Raw genomic sequence first — 19200 nt, 5'->3', positions numbered from 1 at the left:
AGCCGGGAACTTCACTCACGGGTTACTAGAGCGCCACCACGAGCAGGACCGGCACGCTCAGGAACGTCGTGAGCAGTGCGGCGTCGCGGGCCAGCGCCACGCCGGTCTCGAAGCGCACGGCGTAGCCGAAGACGTTCTGCGCGGTCGGGAGGGCGGCGCTGACGACGACGGCGAGGAGCGCCGGGCCGCTCAGCCCGAACGCCGACCCGATCGCCCACGCCAGCACCGGGTGCACGAGGTTCTTGAGCACGATCACCGCGGACAGGCACACGACGTCGTCGTCGCGACCCGGCCGCTGGGCGTGCGCCAGCGACAGGCCGAACGCCAGCAGCATCGCCGGCACCGCGAGGTCGGCCAGCAGCTCGACCGGCGCGAGCAGCCCCTCGGGCGGCCGGAGACCGGCGAGGTTGCAGCCGAGGCCGGCGGCCGTGGCCAGCAGCAGCGGGTTGCGCAGCGGCGCCAGCAGCGACCCCGCGATCCCGGGCCGCTCACCCCGGCGACGGGTGGCGACGACGTCGAGCAGCGTCGTGTACGTCGGCGTCAGCACGGCGAGCTGGAAGATCAGCGACGGCGCGATCTCGGCGGCGCTGCCCAGCGCGTAGGTCGCGATCGGGAGCCCGAGGTTGCCGGCGTTGAGGTAGCCGCTGGCCATCGACCCGACCACGGTCTCGCCGCGCGGCCTGCGTCGCAGCATCCCGACCGGCACGTAGAGCGCGCACACCGTCAGCGCGGCGAGCGCGGTGACCACCAGACCCGTCGAGAGCACCCGCGCCACGTCGGCGCGCAGGAGCGTGACGTAGAGCAGCGCCGGGGTGGCGACGAAGAACGCCGTGCGCGAGAGCGTCTCGGTGGCCGAGTCCGGCAGCAGCCCGAGCCGACCGACGAGCAGCCCGACGGCCACGATCACGGTGATGACGAGGAAGCCCTCCAGCACCCCGCTCACGCGACGACCACGCGCCCGAGGGTAAGAGCGCTGCGCCGCCGGGAGAACGTGCCCTACGGTCCTGTGACCATGGGCATCCTCGATCGCTTCCGACTCGACGACCGCGTCGCCGTGATCACCGGCGCCTCCTCCGGGCTGGGGGCGGTCTTCGCCACCGCGCTCGCCGAGGCGGGCGCCGACGTCGTGCTCGGCGCCCGGCGCACCGAGAAGCTGGAGGACACGCGCAAGGCCGTCGAGGCGCTCGGTCGCCGCGTGGTCGCCGTGGGCACGGACGTCGCCAAGCCCGAGGACTGCCGCGCGCTGGTGGACGCCGGGATGAGCGAGTTCGGGCGGGTCGACATCCTGGTCAACAACGCCGGCATCGGCACCGCGTACCCCGCGACGAAGGAGACCCCGGAGCAGTTCCGCGAGGTCATCGACGTCAACCTCAACGGCTGCTACTGGATGGCGCAGGCCGCCGGCGCGGTGATGCAGCCCGGCAGCAGCATCGTCAACGTCTCCAGCATCCTCGCGCTCACCACCGCCGGGCTCCCGCAGGCCGCGTACTCCGCGTCGAAGGCCGGGCTGATCGGCCTCACCCGCGACCTGGCCCAGCAGTGGACCCCGCGCAAGGGCATCCGCGTCAACGCCCTCGCGCCCGGCTTCTTCACCTCCGAGATGACCGACAGCTACGCCGAGGGCTACCTCGAGAAGATGATGCCGCGCGTCCTCGCCGGGCGGATCGGGGATCCGCAGGAGCTCGCCGCGGCCCTGGTCTTCCTCGTCTCCGACGCGGGGTCCTACGTCACGGGCACCACGATCACGGTCGACGGCGGCGTCACCCAGACCTGACGGGTTCGCCGCGGCTCCCGCGCCGGGTACCTCCCTGGCCATGGACGACACGCTCGACGAGGAGCAGAAGCAGATCGCCCGGGCGGTGCTCGAGCGCGAGGGCCGGGGGTTCGCCGAGGAGATCGGTCTCCGACGGACGAACAACCCCGCGGGGCTGTTCGACCTGCTGGTCACCGCCGTCCTCGTGGCGCCGCGCGGCGAGACCGCGGAGGTGGCCCGGGCCGCCCACGAGGTGACCAACCGGTGGCACACCGCCGCCGACCTCGCGGACGCGGACGAGCAGGACGTCGCCAAGGAGCTCGGCGCGGCCGTCGAGGGCGACGACCACGCCGACGGCGACGACAGCGCCTCCGGCGACGCCGGGACGCTGCGGGCGCTCGCGGTGGCCGTCCGCGACACCTGGGACGGCGACCTGCGCCGCCTGCGCGAGGAGGCCGGGCAGGACCCCGGCCGGGAGCGCGCGCTGCTCACCGATCTGCCCGGTGTGGACGACTCCGTCGCGGACGTCTTCCTGCGCGAGGTGCAGGTGCTCTGGGACGAGGTCTCCCCGTTCGCCGACGACCGGGCCCTGCGGGCGGCGTCGGCCCTCGGGATGGGGGAGTCCGCCGACGACCTCGCCCGCTACGGCGGCGGCGCCGAGAAGGTCGGCCGCCTCGCCGGGGCGCTCGCGCGCATCGAGATCGAGGGCTCCCACGACGAGGTCCGCCGGATGGCGTCCTCGTCCTGAGGCGGGTTACGACGCCGCGCCCGCCCCCGTCGTCTCCGCGGCGGCCAGCGCGGCCGGCAGCACCCGGGCGGCCTCGAGCAGGCTCGGCCCGTACCAGGTGAGCAACCGCCCGCTGACCAGCGCGGACGGGGCCGCGAACGCCTCGGGCCCGTCGTCGGCGGTGAAGCGGTACGGCTCGTCGGGCAGCACGACGAGGTCGTGCGCCGGCAGGTCCGCCGGGTCGAACCGCGGGTAGCGCTCGGGGCTGTCGCCGAGCACGTTCTCGATGCCGAGACGGGCGAGCACGGCGCCGGTGAACGTGTCCGAACCGACCGCCATCCAGGGCTTGCGCCAGATCGGCACCACGGCGTGGCGCGGCCCGTCGGGCAGCGGCAGGGTGTCCCAGGCGACCCGCGCGCCGTCGATCCACGCCGGGCGTTCGAGGCCGCACGCGGCGAGCATCCGCTCCAGCGAGCGCAGCGCGCCGTCGACCGTCCGGATGTCGGTGACGTACACGGCGAGGCCGGCCTCGCGGAGCTTGTCGAGCTCCTCGGGCTTGTTCTCCTCGGCGTTGGCCAGCACGAGGTCGGGGCGCAGCGCGACGATCGTCTCGATGTCGGGGTTCTTCGTGCCCCGCACGCGGGTGACCCCGTGCTCGTCGAGGTCGTCGGGATGGGTGCACCAGTCGGTCGCGCCCACCAGGAGGCCCGGCGCGGTCACGGCGAGCGCCTCGGTGAGCGAGGGGACGAGGCTGACCACCCGGTCGACGGCATCGGGGAGCGCGACACGGCGGTCTTGATCGTCGACGACGTCCATGCCCCCAGGGTGCCACCCGAAGTCATCCGATACCGTCGGTACCGCCATCTTCCCCGTGACCGGAGGCACTCGTCGTGGACCGTTGGGCGTCGGGCATCGACACCGCGTGGCTGCAGCTCGAGCAGCCGACCAACCGGATGGTCGTGCACGGGGTGCTGTTCTGCGACGGACCGGTGGACGTCGCGACGGTGCGCGAGCGGGTGGCGCAACGGTGGGTCGCGGTCTACCCGGGCTTCCGGCAGCGGCCGATCTGGCCCGCCGGCGGTCTCGGTCCGGTCCGGTGGGTCGACGACGAGCCCGACCTCGCCGCGCACATCGACACGGTGACCCTCGCCGCACCCGGTGACGACGCCGCGCTGGCCGAGCACGTCGGCACCCTGATGTCGCGCCCGCTGCCGACCGACCGGCCCTGGTGGGCGATCCACGTGGTCAGCGGCTACCGCGGGGCGGAGGGCGCGGGCGAGGACGGCTCCGCCGTGCTCGTGAGCATCCACCACGGGCTCGCCGACGGCGTCGCGCTCAACCACCTCTTCCACGCACTCGCCGACGAGCCGCCCGGCACCGACGAGGGCACCCCGGTGGCCTACGCCGCGCCCCCGAAGCGCCGGCGCGGGATCCGCGACGTCCGTCTCGTCCGGCGGGAGCTCCCGCAGCGGCTCTCGCGGCTGGGGCGCACGGTCGCACGCTGGCCGAGCCCGGAGGGTCGCGAGGAGCTCGCTGCGACGGGCAGCGCGATCGGGCACTCGACCGCGCTCATCGTCCGGCCGCCCGCCGAGGCCGCGACCGCGCTGCAGGGCGAGCTGGGCACCGCGAAGTCCGCGCGCTGGACCCGGGCCGTCGACCTCGACGCGGTCAAGGCCGTCGGCAAGGAGCACGGGGCGAGCGTCAACGACGTGCTGTGCGCGGCGATCGCGGGCGCGCTGCGGGAGTACCTGGGCGGCGACAGCCCCCGCCTGCGCGCGGTGATGCCGACCAACCTGCGCCGCCTCGACCGCCCGGTGTCGCACTGGTTGGGCAACGAGTTCGGCCTCGTGCTCCCGACGATCCCCACCGACGAGCCGGACCCGGGCCGCCGCGTGGAGCGCGTGCACCGGGTGATGTCGTCGATCAAGCGGACCAACCAGGCGCTGGCGACCTTCATCGGCATCGCCACGGCGGGCCACGGCCGGGCGGCCTGGACCCAGGGCCTCGTGCGCCGCTACGCCGAGGCCGCGAGCCTCATCATCACGAACGTGCCCGGGCCCGTCCGGGAGCTCGAGATCGCCGGGACGCGGGTGCGCGACCTGCTGTTCTGGGTGCCGTGCTCCGGACAGCTCGCGCTGGGCGTGAGCATCCTGAGCTACGCCGGGCGCGTGCGACTCGGGATCGCGGCGGACGACGCCGTGCTGGGCGGCGCCGAGGGCGTGGACCGCTTCCTGGCCGCGCTCGACGGGGAGCTCTCAGCACTCCTGGCCTAGGTCGCGGGCGACCTCGCAGGCCGACGCGGTGTCCGGGTCCACCTCGGCCACCCGTTGCAGGAGGGCGCGCAGGACGTCCTGCTCCTCGGGCGTCAACGGGGCCAGGACGTGCTGCTCGGCCTCGCGCAGCCGGCGCTCGAGGTCGCACAGGCGCGCGCCCCCGGTCTCGGTGAGCACCACGCGACGGGCGCGGCGGTCGGCCGGGTCGGGCCGGCGCTCGACGAGGCCCGCGGCCTGCAGCTCGTCGATCAGGTAGGTCATCACCGTGCGGTCGACGCCCAGCTTCTGGGCCAGCGCGAGCTGGGTGCTCGATTCCTCGCGGGCCGCCGCCACGAGCACCTGGTAGCCGCGCGGGCCACCGGGCAGGCCCGCGACCTGCTCCTGGGCCACCCGCAGGTGAGCGCGCGCGACGCGGCCGAGCGCCCAGCCGAGGTCGGACTCGACGCGCTGCGGAGTGGCCACGATCTCACGATACGCGATCTCACCACCCTTCTGTTGACACGATGGTCTGTCGAGCAGAACATCTAGGAGACAGCACGTCGCCACGATCGGGAGGTCGTTCCCCATGTCCTTGTTCCGCCTGGACAGCAGCATCCGCACCGAGGGCTCGGTGAGCCGCGAGGTGGCCGACACCGTCGAGCAGACGTGGCTCGAGCAGCACCCGGGCAGGACGGTCGTCCGGCGCGACGTCGGCCGCGAGCCCCTGCCCGCCGACCTGTGGACGGCGGCCATGGGTGCCGGCGCGACGCCGGAGGCCGAGCGCACGCCCGAGCAGCGCGCGGCGATCGCCCTGGTGGGCGAGCTGGCCGACGAGGTCGTCGCCGCCGACGCGCTCGTCATCGGCTCGCCGCTCTACAACTTCGGCATCGCCGCCCACCTCAAGACGTGGGTGGACGTGCTCATCACCGACCCGCGCTTCGCGCCCGGGAACCAGCCGCTCGCCGGGCGTCCCGTCGCCCTGGTGGTCTCGCGGGGCGGCGGCTACGGGCCCGGCACCCCGCGCGAGGGCTGGGACCACGGCACCGGCTGGCTGGTCCGGATCCTCGGCGACGTGTGGGGCGGCGACGTCACGGTGATCGAGGCCGAGCTGACCCTCGCCGACACCGTGCCGGCGATGGCCGAGCTGCGCCCCCTGGCCGCCCGCGTGCGCGCCCAGGCCCACGAGACCGCGGGGACGTGGCTCGTGGCGTCCTGAGGTGCGGCTCCGCCGCATGTGAGCACTTCGGAGTGCTCCAGCACTCCGAAGTGCTCACATGCGCGGAGCGCACCGGCCTACATCGAGCGGCGGTACTGCCCGCCCACCTCGAAGAACGCGTCGGTGAGCTGGCCCAGGGTGCAGACGCGGGCCGCGGAGACGAGCTCGGCGAAGACGTTGCCACCCGAGGTGGCCGCGTCCTGGAGCCGGCGCAGCGCCTCGGGGGCGGCGTCGGCATTCCGGGCCTGGAAGTCCTCGACGCGCTGCAGCTGCGAGTTCTTCTCCTCCTCGGTGCCGCGGGAGAGCTCGAGCTCCGGCGCCTCCTGCTCGGCGTCCTCGGGGGGCAGGAAGGTGTTGACTCCGACCAGCGGCAGCGTGCCGTCGTGCTTGCGCGACTCGTAGAGCATCGACTCGTCCTGGATCTTGCCGCGCTGGTAGCCGGTCTCCATGGCGCCCAGGACGCCGCCGCGCTCGGCGATCGAGTCGAACTCCTCGAGCACCGCCTCCTCGACGAGGTCGGTCAGCTCGTCGATGACGAACGAACCCTGCAGCGGGTTCTCGTTCATCGACAGGCCCCACTCGCGGTTGATGATCAGCTGGATGGCCAGCGCGCGGCGCACCGACTCCTGCGACGGGGTGGTGACCGCCTCGTCGTAGGCGTTGGTGTGCAGGGAGTTCGCGTTGTCGTAGAGCGCGCACAGCGCCTGGAGCGTCGTGCGGATGTCGTTGAAGTTCATCTCCTGCGCGTGCAGCGACCGCCCCGAGGTCTGCACGTGGTACTTCAGCTTCTGGCTGCGCTCGCTGGCGCCGTAGCGCTCCCGCATCGCGACGGCCCAGATGCGCCGGGCGACGCGGCCGATCACGGAGTACTCCGCGTCCATGCCGTTCGAGAAGAAGAACGACAGGTTCGGGGCGAAGTCGTCGATGTCCATCCCGCGCGCGAGATAGGACTCGACGTAGGTGAAGCCGTTCGCCAGCGTGAAGGCGAGCTGGCTGATGGGGTTCGCCCCGGCCTCGGCGATGTGGTAGCCGGAGATCGACACCGAGTAGAAGTTGCGGACCTTGTTCTCGATGAACCACTGCTGGATGTCGGCCATCATCCGCAGCGAGAACTCGGTGGAGAAGATGCAGGTGTTCTGGCCCTGGTCCTCCTTGAGGATGTCGGCCTGCACCGTGCCGCGGACGTTCTGGAACGCGTGGGCGGCGAGCTCGGCGCGTTCGTCCTCCGACGGCTCGCGGCCCTCCCGCTCGGTGAACGCGTCGACCTGCTGGTCCACCGCGGTGTTGAGGTAGAAGGCGAGGATCGCCGGCGCCGGGCCGTTGATCGTCATCGACACCGAGGTGGTCGGCGAGGTCAGGTCGAACCCGGAGTAGAGCACCTTCATGTCGTCGAGCGACGCGATCGACACCCCGGAGGTGCCGACCTTGCCGTAGACGTCGGGCGGGGTCGCCGGGTCGTGGCCGTAGAGCGTCACCGAGTCGAACGCGGTCGACAGGCGCTTGGCCGGCGAGTCCTGCGAGAGGTAGTGGAACCGGCGGTTGGTGCGGAACGCGTCGCCCTCGCCGGCGAACATGCGGGCCGGGTCCTCGCCCTCGCGCTTGAACGCGAACACCCCGGCGGTGAACGGGAAGTACCCCGGCAGGTTCTCCCGCCGCAGGAAGCGCAGGATCTCCTCGTCGGCGGTGTAGGGCGGCAGCGAGACGCGGTTGACCTTGTTGCCCGAGAGCGTCTCGCGGGTCAGCTGCGTGCGCAGCTCCTTGTCGCGCACGTGGACGACCATCTCGTCGCCGGCGTAGGCCTCGACCGTCGCGGGCCAGGCGTCCAGCAGCGCCGCGGCCTCACCCGGCAGGTCGCGCTCCGCCTCGGCGAGCGCGTCCGGGAGCGCGCCGGCGTCGCGGTCGCCGAGGGCCTCGGTGGCCCGCCGCAGCGCCTGGCGCTTCTGCGCGGCCGCGACCATCGACTCGGTCCCGCGGTGGTAGTCGCGCACCGTGCCGGCGATGTCGGCGAGGTAGCGCGCGCGCTCGGGCGGGATGGAGGCGGCGTAGTCGGTCGACGTCTTCGTGTCGGGGATCGTCAGGCGCCCGTCGCCCACCGAGAGGCCGAGCCCTGCGAGCATCGAGCGCAGGTGCCCGTAGAGCGCGGTGACGCCGTCGTCGTGGAAGGTCGCGGCGCTGGTGCCGTAGACCGGCATGTCCTCCCACGAGGAGCCGAACGCGTCGCGGTTGCGGACGAGCTGGCGGGCGACGTCGCGGCGGGCGTCGTCGGCGCCGCGGCGCTCGAACTTGTTGATCGCCACGACGTCGGCGAAGTCCAGCATGTCGATCTTCTCGAGCTGCGACGCGGCCCCGAACTCGGGCGTCATGACGTACAGCGACGCGTCGACGTGGTCGACGATCCCGGCGTCGCCCTGGCCGATGCCGGGGGTCTCGACGACGACGAGGTCGACCCCCGAGGCGCGCAGCAGCGCGATCGCGTCGGCGAGGTGCTCCGGCAGCGTGCCGCCGCCGCCCCGCGAGGCCATCGAGCGGAAGTAGACCTGCGGCCCGCCGAGGGAGTTCATGCGGATGCGGTCGCCGAGCAGCGCGCCCCCGCCCTTGCGGCGCGTCGGGTCGACCGCGAGCACCGCGATCCGGAGCTTGTCCTCCTGGTCGAGGCGGAAGCGGCGCACGAGCTCGTCGGTCAGCGACGACTTGCCCGAGCCGCCCGTGCCGGTGATGCCGAGCACCGGGACGGACCGGCCCTCGAGCGTCGAGGCGGCGCGCTCGCGGATCTCGTCGGGCAGCTGCCCGGCCTCGGCCACCGAGAGGGCCCGCGCGAGCGTGGCCGGCTCGCCGGCGAAGACACCGTCCCAGCTGGACGGGGGCTGCGCGCCGAGGTCGACGTCGCAGGTCCGGATCATCGTGTTGATCATCCCCGGCAGGCCCAGGCGCTGGCCGTCGGTGGGGGAGAAGATGTGCTCGACGCCGTGGGCGTGCAGGCGGTCGATCTCGTCCTGGACGATGACGCCCCCGCCGCCGCCGTAGACCTTCACGTGCCCCGCGCCGCGCTCGCGCAGCAGGTCGACGAGGTAGCTGAAGTATTCGACGTGCCCGCCCTGGTACGAGCTGATGGCGACGCCGTGTGCGTCCTCCTGGATCGCGGCGGTGACCACCTCGTCGACCGAGCGGTTGTGCCCGAGGTGGATCACCTCGGCGCCCTGCCGCTGCAGGATCCGCCGCATGATGTTGATCGCCGCGTCGTGCCCGTCGAACAGGCTCGCCGCGGTGACGAAGCGGATCGGGTGGGTCGGGACGTACAGCTCGTCCGTCATCGTTCCTCGCAGTACGGGTCGGCGGGCCTCGACCCAAATAGTAGGACGTCAAAGTGTTTGCCGTCGAGCGACTCGCGTCACTCACGGAGCGAAGCTGACGCTGTGCCGACCGAGTGAAGTAGAGGTCGAAGCGAAGCGATTCTGATTACTGTGCGTGCCACGTGCCCCCGGGCTCACCCCCAGGGCGCCCCCCGCACCCTGCCCTCCCCGGGAGACCGTCATGAGCACCACCGTCCCGCCCTTCGGCTCCTCCGCCCCCGAGGGCGACCCCTCGTCGCGTCCGACCCAGGTGGTCGGTCAGGTCCCGGAGTCGGCTCAGGACACCGCGGTCGGTCGAGCGCCGGCGTACCCGCCCGGCTCCGTACCGCCGGGTCACGACCAGGGGTGGGGCCAGCCTGCTCCCGGCTGGCAGGCCGGCGGCTACCCGCCGCCCGGCTACGGCCCGCCCGGCTACGGCCCGCCCGGCTACGACCAGTCCGGCTACGGTCAGCCCGGCTACGGCCCGCCCGGCCGGCCGCCGACCGGCGGGATGCCCGGCACGGGCTACGGCCCGCCGCCCGCACCCCGGAAGCGCGGCTGGATCGGCTGGCTGCTCGGCGGGATCGCGCTCGTGGTCGTCGCCGGCATCGTCGGCGCCGTCGTGCTGCTCTCCGGCGGCGGCACGATGATCGGGGTGTCGTCGGGGGCGGTCGCGATCCCCGACGCCGACCCCGCGGGCGTCACCAGCGGGATCACCCTCGACGGCTCCGGTGCGGTGCAGAACGTGCACGTCGAGGCGACGATCACGCACCCCTACTCCTGCGACCTCACGGTCACCCTGATCTCTCCCCAGGGCACACGGGTCGAGGTCGCGAACCCGACGTCCTGCACCCGCGCCGACCCGAACCTCGCCGTGAACCTCGACAGCGCGATGCCGGGCAGCCCGCTCGCGCCGCTCGTGGGCCAGGCCGCCGGCGGGGAGTGGCGCCTGCAGGTCGTCGACGGGGTCGGCATCGACCAGGGCACGCTCACCGGCTGGGGCCTGACCGTCCAGAGCGACTGACCCCGCGTCGAGGACCGAAGGACGCCCTCGCTGCCTCCAGGGCAGCGAGGGCGTCCTTCGCTCCGATCACGGGAGCCGGCTCAGGTCGCCGTGCGCTCGGCCTGCAGGGCGAGGACACCGACGAGCGAGCCGGCACCGAGCATCTCGCCGGCCAGGGTGAGGCGCACGGCCTCGGCGAACGGGATCCAGCGCGCCCGGCCCGGCTCGAGGGGGTCGAGCGGGACGTCACCGGGCACGGCGCCGGTCCAGAGGTGCACCGACATCGGCGCGACCGCGGTGCCGGGCAGGGGCTCGAACGCGAGGAGCGTGCGTCCCGGACCGCTGGGCCGCCACCCGGTCTCCTCGGCGGCTTCCCGCGAGGCCGCCGTCATGGGATCCTCACCCGGATCGACGACGCCGCCGGGGAGCTCCCACCCGTCCTGGTCGACCACGTGACGGTGCGTGCGGAGGACGAGGAGCCGGTCCTCCTCGTCGAGCACGAGCGCAACCGCCGCAGCGGGAACTATTACCCGATCCTGCCGGAATCGGTCCCCAGCCGGCGCAGTAACGTCCTCCACTTGCACACGCAGTGTACGTCCGGCGTAGACGGTGTGACGCGAATGGACGATCCAGGAATGGTCCGGTTGCGGAGTGTCCTCGTTCATGTGGCCGGGTAACTGGCTGTCCCCAAGGCTTGATCACTGCACCACCAAGGAGAAAAATTGATCATTCTCGGCGTCATCCTCATCATCATCGGGGCCGTCACCGGCATCTCGATCCTCTACACGATCGGCGCGATCCTCGCGGTCGTCGGTCTCGTGCTGACGATCCTGGGTGCGGTCGGCCGTGGCGTGGGTGGCCGCAAGACCTACTTCTAGTTCGACCCGGATTTCCCGGTGGCCCGTCCCCGCACCCAGGGGACGGGCCGCAGTCGTTTCCGGACCCTCGTCCGATCCTCAGGCCCCGCGCCGTTCCCGCTCCAGGCGCGCGACGAGCTCGCCCGCCGGCTCCTCGGTGACCGTGCGCCAGCCTGTTCCGGCCCACAGGTGCAGCCCGTCGGGGTCCCCGGCCGCCGACGCGGCGGACCGGAGGGGCCGGGTCAGGTGGTGCAGCTCGGGATAGGCCGCGGGAGCCGCCGCCGAGTGTGCGTCGCTGAAGGCGTTGGCCAGCGCCCGCGCCGGCCGGCCCGTGAAGGCCCGGGTGACCACGGTGTCGCGGGACCGGCTCCCCGACCAGCCGAGCAGTGCCGCACGGTGGGTGGCCGACGTCCCGGCCTCGGGGCAGCACAGGAACCCGGTGCCCAGCGCCGCGGCGACCGCCCCCTCGGCGAGGACCCGCGCCACGCCGGCGCCGTCGGTGATCCCGCCCGCGGCGACCAGCGGCAGGTCCGTCGCCGCGCGCACCGCCGGGAGCAGGCGCGCGAGCGGTGCGGCGCCGGCCTCGGGGTCGCCGCCCGCGTCGTGGTGGACGCCCCGGTGCCCACCCGCCTCGGCGCCCTGCACCCACAGCGCGTCGAAGCCCTGCGCCGCGGCCGCCCGGGCCTCGTCCACCGACGTCACCGTGGCCATCAACGCCGCGCCCGTGTCCCGCAACGCCGCGAACCGCGCCGGCGAGGGCAGGGCGAACGTCACCGACACCACCGCCGGGCGATGCCTCGCCAGCACCGCGATCTTCGCGTCGACGGCGTCGTCGTCGGTGCGGGGCTCGCCCAGCGCCACGCCCCGGCGCTCGGCCTCGCCACGCAGCTCGTCGGCGTACGCGGCGACCGCCGTCGCACGGCCGTCCGGGTCGGGGTCGGGGTCCGCGGGCAGGAAGAGGTTGGCGGCCAGGGGGCGGCCGCCACAGGAGGAGAGTTGCTCGTCGAACGCCTCGGCGCTGAGGTAGCCGCCCGCCAGGAACCCCAGCCCACCGGCGTCGCCGACCGCGGCGACCAGGGCGGGGGTGGACGGGCCGCCGGCCATCGGCGCGGCGATCACGGGGACGTCGAGTCGAGGCAGATCCGGCACGTCCGGCATCGTGCCCGAGAAGAGCGGAGGGCTCAGCCCTCGCCGCGGAACGGGAACTCGCGCACCGGCTCCCACGGCCCGCCGCGGTAGCGCCAGAGCGCGAGGCCGGTGACCGTCGCCGCGTAGGGAGCGTGCGACGCGACGAGCTCGGCGAGCGTCGCCTTCGCGGTCTCCGGGTCGACCTTGTTCTGCACCGTGACGTGGTGGTGCGGGCGCCGGCTGTCCTGGCGGGTCAGGTCGCCGGCGAAGCGCCGGGCGATCGCCGCGTGCACGGCGTCGAGCCCGGGGGCCTCGATCCGATAGGCGACGCCGCGCCCCAGCGCGAACGGCGCCCGGACCCGGCCGGCGATCGGCGGGCGGGCCGCGAGTCCGTCCAGCGCGGCGACCACCTCGTCGGCGCGCTCGCCGGGCAGGGCGTGGAACAGCGTCAGGTGCGCGCCGACGACCAGGCGCTTCGACGGGAAGAGGCGTTGACGCTGCGCGTCGAGCTCGGCCTGCGTCTCGGGGTCGAGCAGGGCCGAGACGATCAGTGGATCGGTGTCGGTCACGGTCCCGTGCGCCACCCCTGCGGGTCGTCCCATGCCTGCAGACTGCGCCGGCTGGTGAAGTGGCGCATCTCGCCGGTGCGCGGGTCGGGGAACGACAGTTCGCCCGCCAGCAGCTGCAGCGGCGCGCGGAAGTCGTCGAGCGGGACGTCGCGGACCTCGGGATAGAACGGGTCCCCGAGGATCGGCAGGCCGAGCGAGGCCATGTGCACCCGCAGCTGGTGGGTGCGCCCGGTGCGGGGCGTCAGGAGGTAGCGCGCCCGTTCCTCCCGGGCGTCGAGCAGCTCGACCAGGGTCTCGGCGTTCGGCTCGCCCGGCACCTCCTGCGCGGTGACGACACCCCGCTCCTTGACGATCCGGCTCCGCACGACGCGCGGCAGGTCGACGTCCGGGTCGTGCGGAGCGACGGCCTCGTAGGCCTTCGCGACCCGCCGGTCGCGGAAGAGGTTCTGGTAGGTCCCGCGCCGCGACGGGTCGACGACGAGCAGCAGCAGCCCGGCGGTCACCCGGTCCAGCCGGTGCGCGGGGCTCAGTGCCGGCAGCCCGAGCCGGTCGCGGAGGCGGACGAGCACGGTCTCGCGCACGTGGCGGCCGCGGGGGATCGTGGCGAGGAAGTGCGGCTTGTCGACGACGACGATCTCGTCGTCGCGGTGCACGACGTCGATGTCGAACGGCACCGGCGCCTCGTCGGGGAGATCGCGGTGGAACCACACCACCGACCGCGGCACGAACGGCGTCGTGGGACCCAGCGGGCCGTCGTGGTCGACGATGCGCCCCTCGGCGAGCATTGCGTCGACCCGGGCGGGCGGCACCGGGAGCCGCTCGACGAGGTGGTCGCGCAGCGTCGCCCAGGGCCCCTCGTCGGGCATCCGCACCCGCGCCGGGTCGAGCCCGTGGCGCTGGGGGAGCGGGGGGTCGCGACGGGGCACCTGGCCGAGGTTACGGGCGATCAGATGACGAGGTCGGCGATGTCCCCGGCGTCCTCGTCCAACTCCCTGCTCGCCTCGTCCCGATACCCGTCCCGCTCGTGGGAGGGCCACAACTCGATGGCCTTGTCCCACGCCACTTCCCGGGTCCGCTGCACGAGCATGTCGCCGCCGCGGTTGGCGATGCGGTCGACGATGCCGCCGTCCCGGAGGAGCTTCCCCCATCGCGTCCACGGAGCTCCGTTGTCCTCGCAGAGCTGATCCATGTTGTTGCGGAAGATGGTGTTGATGGCCTGGTAGTCGTCGCGCTGCTCGTCCGCCGTGGAGAGCGGGTCGTCGGGGTGGTCCTCCCACACGTCCAACAGGGCGAACGCGAGATCGAAGTTCACGTGTGCGTTGACCCCGACCACCGCGAAGCGCCACTCCGCGCGGTCCTGCTGCCGGCGCTCGAACAGGATGCGCCAGCACGCGGGGGTCTCGCGGCCGTGCAGCCATGCGTCCAGGGCGTCGAGGTAACGCTGGGCGAACGTGAGGTCGAGCTCGAGGATGAACTGACCGCAGCGGAAGAGCTCGCCCGCCCTCCACTCCTTCACCACGTCCTCCGTGATCGTGGTGTACAGGCGGCTGAAGCACGCGATGCCGTCGCCCTGGCCGGCCTCCGTCTCCGCGGCCGTCGTCGCGATCGCACGGAGGACCTCGATGACCTCCGGTACGTCGGCGGGTCTCCGCGAGGCGAGCGGCTCGAGCTTCTGGTTGTTCTCGTCGAGCGAGTCAGGCACGGGGACCTCGATCGGAGCCGGTGGGACGGGCACGGACGCGCTGGAGCAGGGCGGCGGCCTGGGTGCGCGAGCGGGTGTCGGTCTTGGCGAGCACCCGGGAGACGTGCACGGCGACCGTGCGCTCGCTGATGTAGAGGCGCTGGGCGATCTGCCGGTTGGACAGCCCTTCGGCGAGGACGGCGAGGACCTCGTGCTCGCGCGAGGTCAGCGACGACAGCTCCGGCGCTCGTCGCGACGCCGGCCCGGGTCCGTCGTCGCGGGTGGTGACCACCGCGTCGCCGGCGTGCACGACGTCGAGGCGCGCCCGGCGGGCGAGGCCCGCGATCTCGTCGAGGAACGGCGCCGCGCCCATCGCCGTCGCGGTCTCGGCAGCGGTGCGCAGCGCGCGGGCGGCCTCGCCGCGCCGTGCCCCGGTGGCGAGCAGCGCCTCGGCGCGGCGCAGCAGCGCGTAGGCCGCGGGGTAGGGGTGCAGGAGCGCGCTCCACGCCTGCGCGACCTGCGCCCACGCCAGCGGGTCGGAGGCCCCGGCGGCGCGCCCCGCCTCGGCGTGGCACATGCGGACGTAGGCGAGCACCGTGCGGCGCAGCGCGGGCAGCGTGTGCGGGACCCGCCGTTCGAGGTGGGCGACGTGGCGTTGGAGGCGGTCGAGGGCCGCGCGGTCGGTGGCCATGCCGTGCGCGACCGCCTCGGCCTCGGCCCGCAGCCCGTGCCACACCAGCGGGGCGACGAGGAAGACGTCGTCCGGGGTGTGCTCGGCGACGTCGAGCCCGCGGGCGACGAGGTCGCGGGCGAGGTCCGGCCGGCCCCGCCACATCTCGACCCCGGAGCGCAGCGTCAGCAGCGGGACGCGGTACCGGGACGCGACGGTGCCGCGGCGCGGCGCGAGCGGTGTGGGCTCGGTGGTGTCGCCGGGGTCGGCGACGAAGTGGGTCGGGTCGTCGGTCGCCGGGTCCTCGGCGACGGGGTCCTCGCCGGTGCCGTCGAGGGCGAGGAGGTCGACCGCGCGCAGGTCCTCGTCGGCCGCCCCGAACTCGCCGCGCCCGACCTGCAGCCGGCAGCGGGCCAGACGCACCTCGAGGGCGTCCGCGCCGGTGGGGCTCAGCGCCCAGGCCTCGTCGACGGCGTCGGAGGCCTCCGACCAGCGCCCGAGCCGGAACAGCCCGTTGGCCGTCGTGGCCAGCAGGCGGACCCCGGCCGAGCGGGCCAGGCCGAGGTCGCGCATCCGCGCCACGCCCTGCCGCGCGATCTCGACGCCCTCGTGCAGCTCGCCCAGCGGACCGGAGAGCAGGTCCGCCCACGCCTGGTAGGCGCGCCCCACCGCGGCGCCGTCGCCGGTGCGCTCGGCGATCATCAGACCCTCGGCGACGGCGGCGAGCCCCCGGTCGGGGCTCTCGAGGTAGGCCAGGGCGAAGCCCAGGGTGGCGAGCATCGGGGCCTGCTCGGGCTGCTCCCCGCGGCGGCGGGACACCTCCAGCGCCCGCTCGACCTCCCGCTGGGCGCCCCGGACCTCCCCGGTGACGAGCAGGGCCTCGGCGTGCGCGGCGTGGACGCTCGAGAGGGCGGGGTCGTCGCCGATCCGGGTCGCGGCGAGCCCCGCGTCGTGCAGGACGTGCACCGCGTCGCCCGTCCGGCCCGCGTCGAGCAGCGTGCGCCCGAGCCGCACCGCGGACGGGAGCTCCGTGCGCCCCACGGTCGCGGAGTCGGGCACGAGGCGTCGCAGCAGGTCGACGGCGGCGTCGTACTCGCCCGCCAGGTGGGCGGTGTCCGCGGCGTGGCGCAGCAGCGCGTTGGCCTCGTGATCGGCGGGCGGCAGGGCGCGCGGAGCGTGGGCGCGCGCCACGGTGGCCGGCGCGCGGCGCGCGTCGGAGAGCTCGAGCGCCGCCATCCACTGGCGGTGCGCGGTGCCGAACTCGTGCATCTGCTCGGCGAGCTCCGCCGCGTGCACGACGGCGGGCAGGGCGCGCTCGGGGTCGTCGGCGCGGGCCCAGTGGTGGGCGCGGCGCAGGGCCACGGCGGGGTCGGCGGTGTCCGGGGCGGCGTGGTCGTTCCCGGCGACCCCGTCGAACGCCAGCGCGTAGCGCCGGTGCAGGCTCCGCCGCTCCCCGGGCATCAGTTCGGCGGCGACGACGTCGCGCATGAGGCCGTGGCGCAGCCCGTAGCCCTCGACGTCCGGGTCGACGACCACCATCGCGGCCTCCGCCGACTCGCGCAGCGCCGCGAGCAGCTCGTCCTCGTCCGCGGCGCGCACCACCTCGGCGAGCAGTCGGTGGGACACCGGCTCCTCACCGAGGGACAGCGCTGCCACGACGCGCTGCGCCACCGGGCCGAGACCGGCGAGACGGCCGAGCACCAGGCCGCGTAGCCCGGGGGAGAGGCCGTCGGCGGCGCCTTCGGCGACGGCGGCGAGGGTCTCGGCGACGATGAACGCGTTGCCGCCCGAGCGGCGCCAGACGAGGCCCGCGAGGTCGGCGTCGCCGCCGTCGTCGCGGACGATCGTCGCGACGGCGTCGTGGGGCAGCGGCGAGAGCTCGATGAGGCGGACGGCACGGTCGCGGGCGAGCTCGGGGAGCATCCGGCGCAGCGGGTGGGTGACGTCGAGGGTGTCGGAGCGGGCGGTGGCGACCACCAGGACTCGCTCGTCGGAGAGGTGGGCGACGAGCGACACCACGAGCTCGCGGGTGGTGCGGTCGGCCCAGTGCAGGTCGTCGATCACGAGGAGGACGGGCGCGCGGGCGGCGAGTCCGACGAGGACCCGCCGGACCAGCTCGAGCAGCTGCCCGCCCGAGGGCGCCGGCGTCGTCCCGCCGTCGAGGAGGGGCCGCAGCTCCTCGCGCCACGGCTCGAGGGCGGCGCGGGCGGCGAGCACCCGGTCCGGCGCGTCGTCGGCGGCCCGCGCGAGACGTCGCAGCCCCGTGGCGACGGGCCAGAGCGGCAGCTGCTCGCCGACGTCGACGGCGGAGCCGGTGATGACGATGCCGCCGTCGTCCTCGGCGCGCGCCGCCAGGCCCCGCACCAGCTGGGTCTTGCCGGCGCCCGCGTCGCCGGTGAGCACGACGGTGAGGGCGCTGCCGGCGCGCGCCCGGTCCCAGGAGCGGGCCAGCGCGGCGGCGTCGGTCGCGCGCCAGGGGTCGGCGGCCGCGGCCGTCGTCGTCCCGGCGCCGCCGGGAACACCCCCCTGACCTGGCACGACGACTGACGGTAGGCGGCAGGCAGGACGCCGTCCAGCGGCATGGGCACCGTGCGGGCGGGCTAGTCATTTCTGCTGATGTGCCCGGCGACGGAGATCGGTGAGTCTTGGCGACGAGGGCGGGACGACGGTCGTCGGGGGTCGCTCTGACGTCCTCGCGGTCGCCCTGTGCTCTCCGGCCGGGCGCGCGACGGGAAGGGGAGGCGGGTCGTTGCCGGGCGCCCGGGGGGACGCCCAGCCGACCCGCCTCCCCTTTCCGCGTCGTGCCTACGACCAGAGGCGCGAGGTCGCGATCGCGGCGCCCTCGGAGAGCGCGCGGAACTTCTCCCACACGACGCTCGGGTGCACCTCGGGCGCGTAGCTCGCGCGCGAGGAGAAGCCGCAGTCGGCGGAGGCGAGGACGTTCTCCCGCCCGACGCACGAGGCGTACCAGCCGATCATGTCGGCGATCAGCTCCGGGTGCTCCACGTAGTTCTGGGCGTGGCCGAGCAGGCCGGGGATCAGCACCGCGCCGTCGGGCAGCGCGTTGCGGACCGCGGGGTCCTCCCAGACCTTCCACTCGTGCATGTGCCGCGGGTTCGCGACCTCGAACGAGTAGCCGCCGGCCCGGATGCCGAGCATGTAGGGCGCGACCTCGCCCATGGAGATGTCGTGCACCCGCGGGCCGTGGTTGAGGCCGTAGCAGGTGTGCAGACGGATCTTCTCGATCGGGACGCCGCGCAGGGAGTGGTTGACGATCTCGGCGTGCTCGCGCGCGGTGCGGTCGCGCTCGGCGGGCTCCAGCGTCGGGTCGGAGAGGATCTCGATCAGCCACGGGTCGTCGATCTGCAGGAGGAACCCGGCCTCGATGATCGCCAGGTACTCCTCGCGCAGCGCCTCGCCGACGGCCTCGTAGTACTCGCGGTCGGTGGCGTAGTAGGCGTTGCGCCCGAAGCCGCGCGGCGACGTCGACGGCATGAACGTCTCGACGACGCCGGACACCCCGGCGACCGCCTTGTGCAGGTTGGCGATGTCGGCCTGCAGCTCGTCGTGGCCGATGTAGGAGACGGGCCCCGTGCAGGCGACGCTGACCATCGGCGCCACCGTCTTCGAGTACTTCCCGAGGTAGCCCTCGTAGTACTCCGGGAAGGCGTCGATCTCGAGCTGCCACGACGGCGGCAGCAGCCGCTCGCCCGACGACGCGGGCTCGAAGCCGCCGAGTCGGCGCTGGATGTAGGTCGCGAAGCTGACCTTGCCCATCTCGCCGTCGGTGACGACGTCGATCCCGACCTCGCGCTGCTTCGCGACGACGTCGGCGACCGCGTCGGTCACCTGGCGGGCGAAGAGGTCGGCGTCGTACGGCCGCCCGTGCTCCTTCTCCCGCATGGTGTCCAGCAGGGGTTCGGGCCGGGCGAGGCTGCCGACGTGGGTCGTCAGGACGCGGTCGGTGCTGCGCTGCATGTCCTCGACGCTAGGAGGACGGCGCGGTGCCCGGCAT

The 19200-nt window shown here is 74.2% G+C and carries 17 protein-coding genes; 6 read left to right on the top strand and 11 right to left on the bottom strand.

Translation table 11 applies throughout. The features are described from left to right. Window positions 1-25 precede the first annotated feature (25 nt). The gene (locus PH191_RS28510; RefSeq protein ID WP_274198011.1) at window positions 26-943 is read right to left on the bottom strand and encodes an AEC family transporter; all 918 of its coding nucleotides are present in this window, start codon (window positions 941-943) and stop codon (window positions 26-28) included. A 69-nt stretch (window positions 944-1012) separates the two neighbouring features. Here PH191_RS28510 and PH191_RS28505 point away from each other — a divergent pair, with 69 nt between their 5' ends. Next, complete coding sequence (locus PH191_RS28505) at window positions 1013-1774, top strand: SDR family NAD(P)-dependent oxidoreductase (RefSeq protein ID WP_274198010.1); 762 nt, start codon at window positions 1013-1015, stop codon at window positions 1772-1774. Window positions 1775-1814: 40 nt separating this feature from the next. Next, entirely contained in the window at window positions 1815-2501 is a 687-nt protein-coding gene (locus tag PH191_RS28500; protein ID WP_274198009.1) for a hypothetical protein, read from the top strand. A gap of 6 nt (window positions 2502-2507) precedes the next feature. Here the strand turns inward: PH191_RS28500 and PH191_RS28495 are convergent, their stop codons facing one another. Further along, window positions 2508-3296: a helical backbone metal receptor gene (locus PH191_RS28495; protein WP_274198008.1), complete on the bottom strand. Its 789-nt coding sequence runs from the start codon at window positions 3294-3296 to the stop codon at window positions 2508-2510. A 74-nt stretch (window positions 3297-3370) separates the two neighbouring features. On the opposite strand from PH191_RS28495, the gene PH191_RS28490 reads away from it, so the two are divergent. After that, window positions 3371-4753 carry a wax ester/triacylglycerol synthase domain-containing protein gene (locus tag PH191_RS28490; protein ID WP_274198007.1) on the top strand — a complete coding sequence of 461 codons (1383 nt, stop codon included), beginning with the start codon at window positions 3371-3373 and terminating at the stop codon, window positions 4751-4753. Here the strand turns inward: PH191_RS28490 and PH191_RS28485 are convergent. Then, complete coding sequence (locus PH191_RS28485) at window positions 4736-5215, bottom strand: MarR family winged helix-turn-helix transcriptional regulator (protein WP_274198006.1); 480 nt, start codon at window positions 5213-5215, stop codon at window positions 4736-4738. The two genes, PH191_RS28490 and PH191_RS28485, sit on opposite strands and share 18 nt — an antisense overlap. A 103-nt stretch (window positions 5216-5318) precedes the next feature. On the opposite strand from PH191_RS28485, the gene PH191_RS28480 reads away from it, so the two are divergent. Further along, a complete protein-coding gene (locus PH191_RS28480; RefSeq protein ID WP_274198005.1) occupies window positions 5319-5948 on the top strand; it encodes an FMN-dependent NADH-azoreductase in 630 nt (209 codons plus the stop codon). A 77-nt stretch (window positions 5949-6025) separates the two neighbouring features. Here the strand turns inward: PH191_RS28480 and icmF are convergent, their stop codons facing one another. Further along, entirely contained in the window at window positions 6026-9259 is a 3234-nt protein-coding gene (gene icmF, locus PH191_RS28475; RefSeq protein ID WP_274198004.1) for a fused isobutyryl-CoA mutase/GTPase IcmF, read from the bottom strand. A 220-nt stretch (window positions 9260-9479) separates the two neighbouring features. Between icmF and PH191_RS28470 the strand changes: the two genes are divergently transcribed. Further along, entirely contained in the window at window positions 9480-10301 is an 822-nt protein-coding gene (locus PH191_RS28470) for a proprotein convertase P-domain-containing protein (RefSeq protein WP_274198003.1), read from the top strand. An 80-nt stretch (window positions 10302-10381) separates the two neighbouring features. Here PH191_RS28470 and PH191_RS28465 read toward each other — a convergent pair whose 3' ends face one another. Then, the gene (locus PH191_RS28465) at window positions 10382-10945 is read right to left on the bottom strand and encodes an NUDIX domain-containing protein (RefSeq protein WP_274198002.1); all 564 of its coding nucleotides are present in this window, start codon (window positions 10943-10945) and stop codon (window positions 10382-10384) included. 57 nt (window positions 10946-11002) lie between these two features. On the opposite strand from PH191_RS28465, the gene PH191_RS28460 reads away from it, so the two are divergent. Beyond that, on the top strand, window positions 11003-11158 hold the full coding sequence (locus PH191_RS28460) for a hypothetical protein (RefSeq protein WP_274192176.1): 156 nt from the start codon (window positions 11003-11005) through the stop codon (window positions 11156-11158). Window positions 11159-11236: 78 nt separating this feature from the next. On the opposite strand, the gene PH191_RS28455 is transcribed toward PH191_RS28460, so the two are convergent. The 6 genes from PH191_RS28455 to PH191_RS28430 all read right to left on the bottom strand — a co-directional run bounded on the left by PH191_RS28455 (window position 11237) and on the right by PH191_RS28430 (window position 19163). Beyond that, entirely contained in the window at window positions 11237-12295 is a 1059-nt protein-coding gene (locus tag PH191_RS28455) for an NAD(P)H-dependent flavin oxidoreductase (protein ID WP_420791861.1), read from the bottom strand. A gap of 23 nt (window positions 12296-12318) precedes the next feature. Further along, complete coding sequence (locus PH191_RS28450) at window positions 12319-12867, bottom strand: 2'-5' RNA ligase family protein (RefSeq protein ID WP_274198000.1); 549 nt, start codon at window positions 12865-12867, stop codon at window positions 12319-12321. Continuing rightward, window positions 12831-13700: a pseudouridine synthase gene (locus tag PH191_RS28445; protein WP_274198014.1), complete on the bottom strand. Its 870-nt coding sequence runs from the start codon at window positions 13698-13700 to the stop codon at window positions 12831-12833. The genes PH191_RS28450 and PH191_RS28445 overlap by 37 nt, the downstream gene beginning before the upstream one ends. An 80-nt stretch (window positions 13701-13780) precedes the next feature. Beyond that, entirely contained in the window at window positions 13781-14536 is a 756-nt protein-coding gene (locus PH191_RS28440; protein ID WP_274197999.1) for a DUF5995 family protein, read from the bottom strand. Then, window positions 14529-17723 (bottom strand): helix-turn-helix transcriptional regulator, encoded by a 3195-nt coding sequence (locus PH191_RS28435; RefSeq protein ID WP_274197998.1) that lies wholly within the window; start codon window positions 17721-17723, stop codon window positions 14529-14531. Before PH191_RS28435 ends, PH191_RS28440 begins: the two co-directional genes overlap by 8 nt. Window positions 17724-17990: 267 nt before the next feature. Continuing rightward, on the bottom strand, window positions 17991-19163 hold the full coding sequence (locus tag PH191_RS28430) for a cobalamin-independent methionine synthase II family protein (RefSeq protein WP_274197997.1): 1173 nt from the start codon (window positions 19161-19163) through the stop codon (window positions 17991-17993). Window positions 19164-19200 lie beyond the last annotated feature (37 nt).

The organism is Actinomycetospora callitridis, assembly GCF_028737265.1.
Taxonomy (GTDB): Bacteria; Actinomycetota; Actinomycetes; order Mycobacteriales; family Pseudonocardiaceae; genus Actinomycetospora; species Actinomycetospora callitridis.
The sequence above is the reverse complement of the archived record's forward strand: the minus strand, read 5'-3'. Positions and strand labels throughout refer to the sequence as shown.

Excerpts from the sequence above, each read along its gene's own strand:
- PH191_RS28450 (WP_274198000.1), bottom strand. The coding sequence starts at position 12,867 with ATGGGACGACCCGCAGGGGTGGCGCACGGGACCGTGACCGACACCGAT.
- PH191_RS28505 (WP_274198010.1), top strand. The coding sequence starts at position 1,013 with ATGGGCATCCTCGATCGCTTCCGACTCGACGACCGCGTCGCCGTGATC.
- PH191_RS28500 (WP_274198009.1), top strand. The coding sequence starts at position 1,815 with ATGGACGACACGCTCGACGAGGAGCAGAAGCAGATCGCCCGGGCGGTG.
- PH191_RS28495 (WP_274198008.1), bottom strand. The coding sequence starts at position 3,296 with ATGGACGTCGTCGACGATCAAGACCGCCGTGTCGCGCTCCCCGATGCC.
- PH191_RS28430 (WP_274197997.1), bottom strand. The coding sequence starts at position 19,163 with ATGCAGCGCAGCACCGACCGCGTCCTGACGACCCACGTCGGCAGCCTC.
- PH191_RS28470 (WP_274198003.1), top strand. The coding sequence starts at position 9,480 with ATGAGCACCACCGTCCCGCCCTTCGGCTCCTCCGCCCCCGAGGGCGAC.
- PH191_RS28445 (WP_274198014.1), bottom strand. The coding sequence starts at position 13,700 with ATGCCCGACGAGGGGCCCTGGGCGACGCTGCGCGACCACCTCGTCGAG.
- PH191_RS28455 (WP_420791861.1), bottom strand. The coding sequence starts at position 12,295 with ATGCCGGACGTGCCGGATCTGCCTCGACTCGACGTCCCCGTGATCGCC.
- icmF (WP_274198004.1), bottom strand. The coding sequence starts at position 9,259 with ATGACGGACGAGCTGTACGTCCCGACCCACCCGATCCGCTTCGTCACC.
- PH191_RS28480 (WP_274198005.1), top strand. The coding sequence starts at position 5,319 with ATGTCCTTGTTCCGCCTGGACAGCAGCATCCGCACCGAGGGCTCGGTG.
- PH191_RS28465 (WP_274198002.1), bottom strand. The coding sequence starts at position 10,945 with ATGAACGAGGACACTCCGCAACCGGACCATTCCTGGATCGTCCATTCG.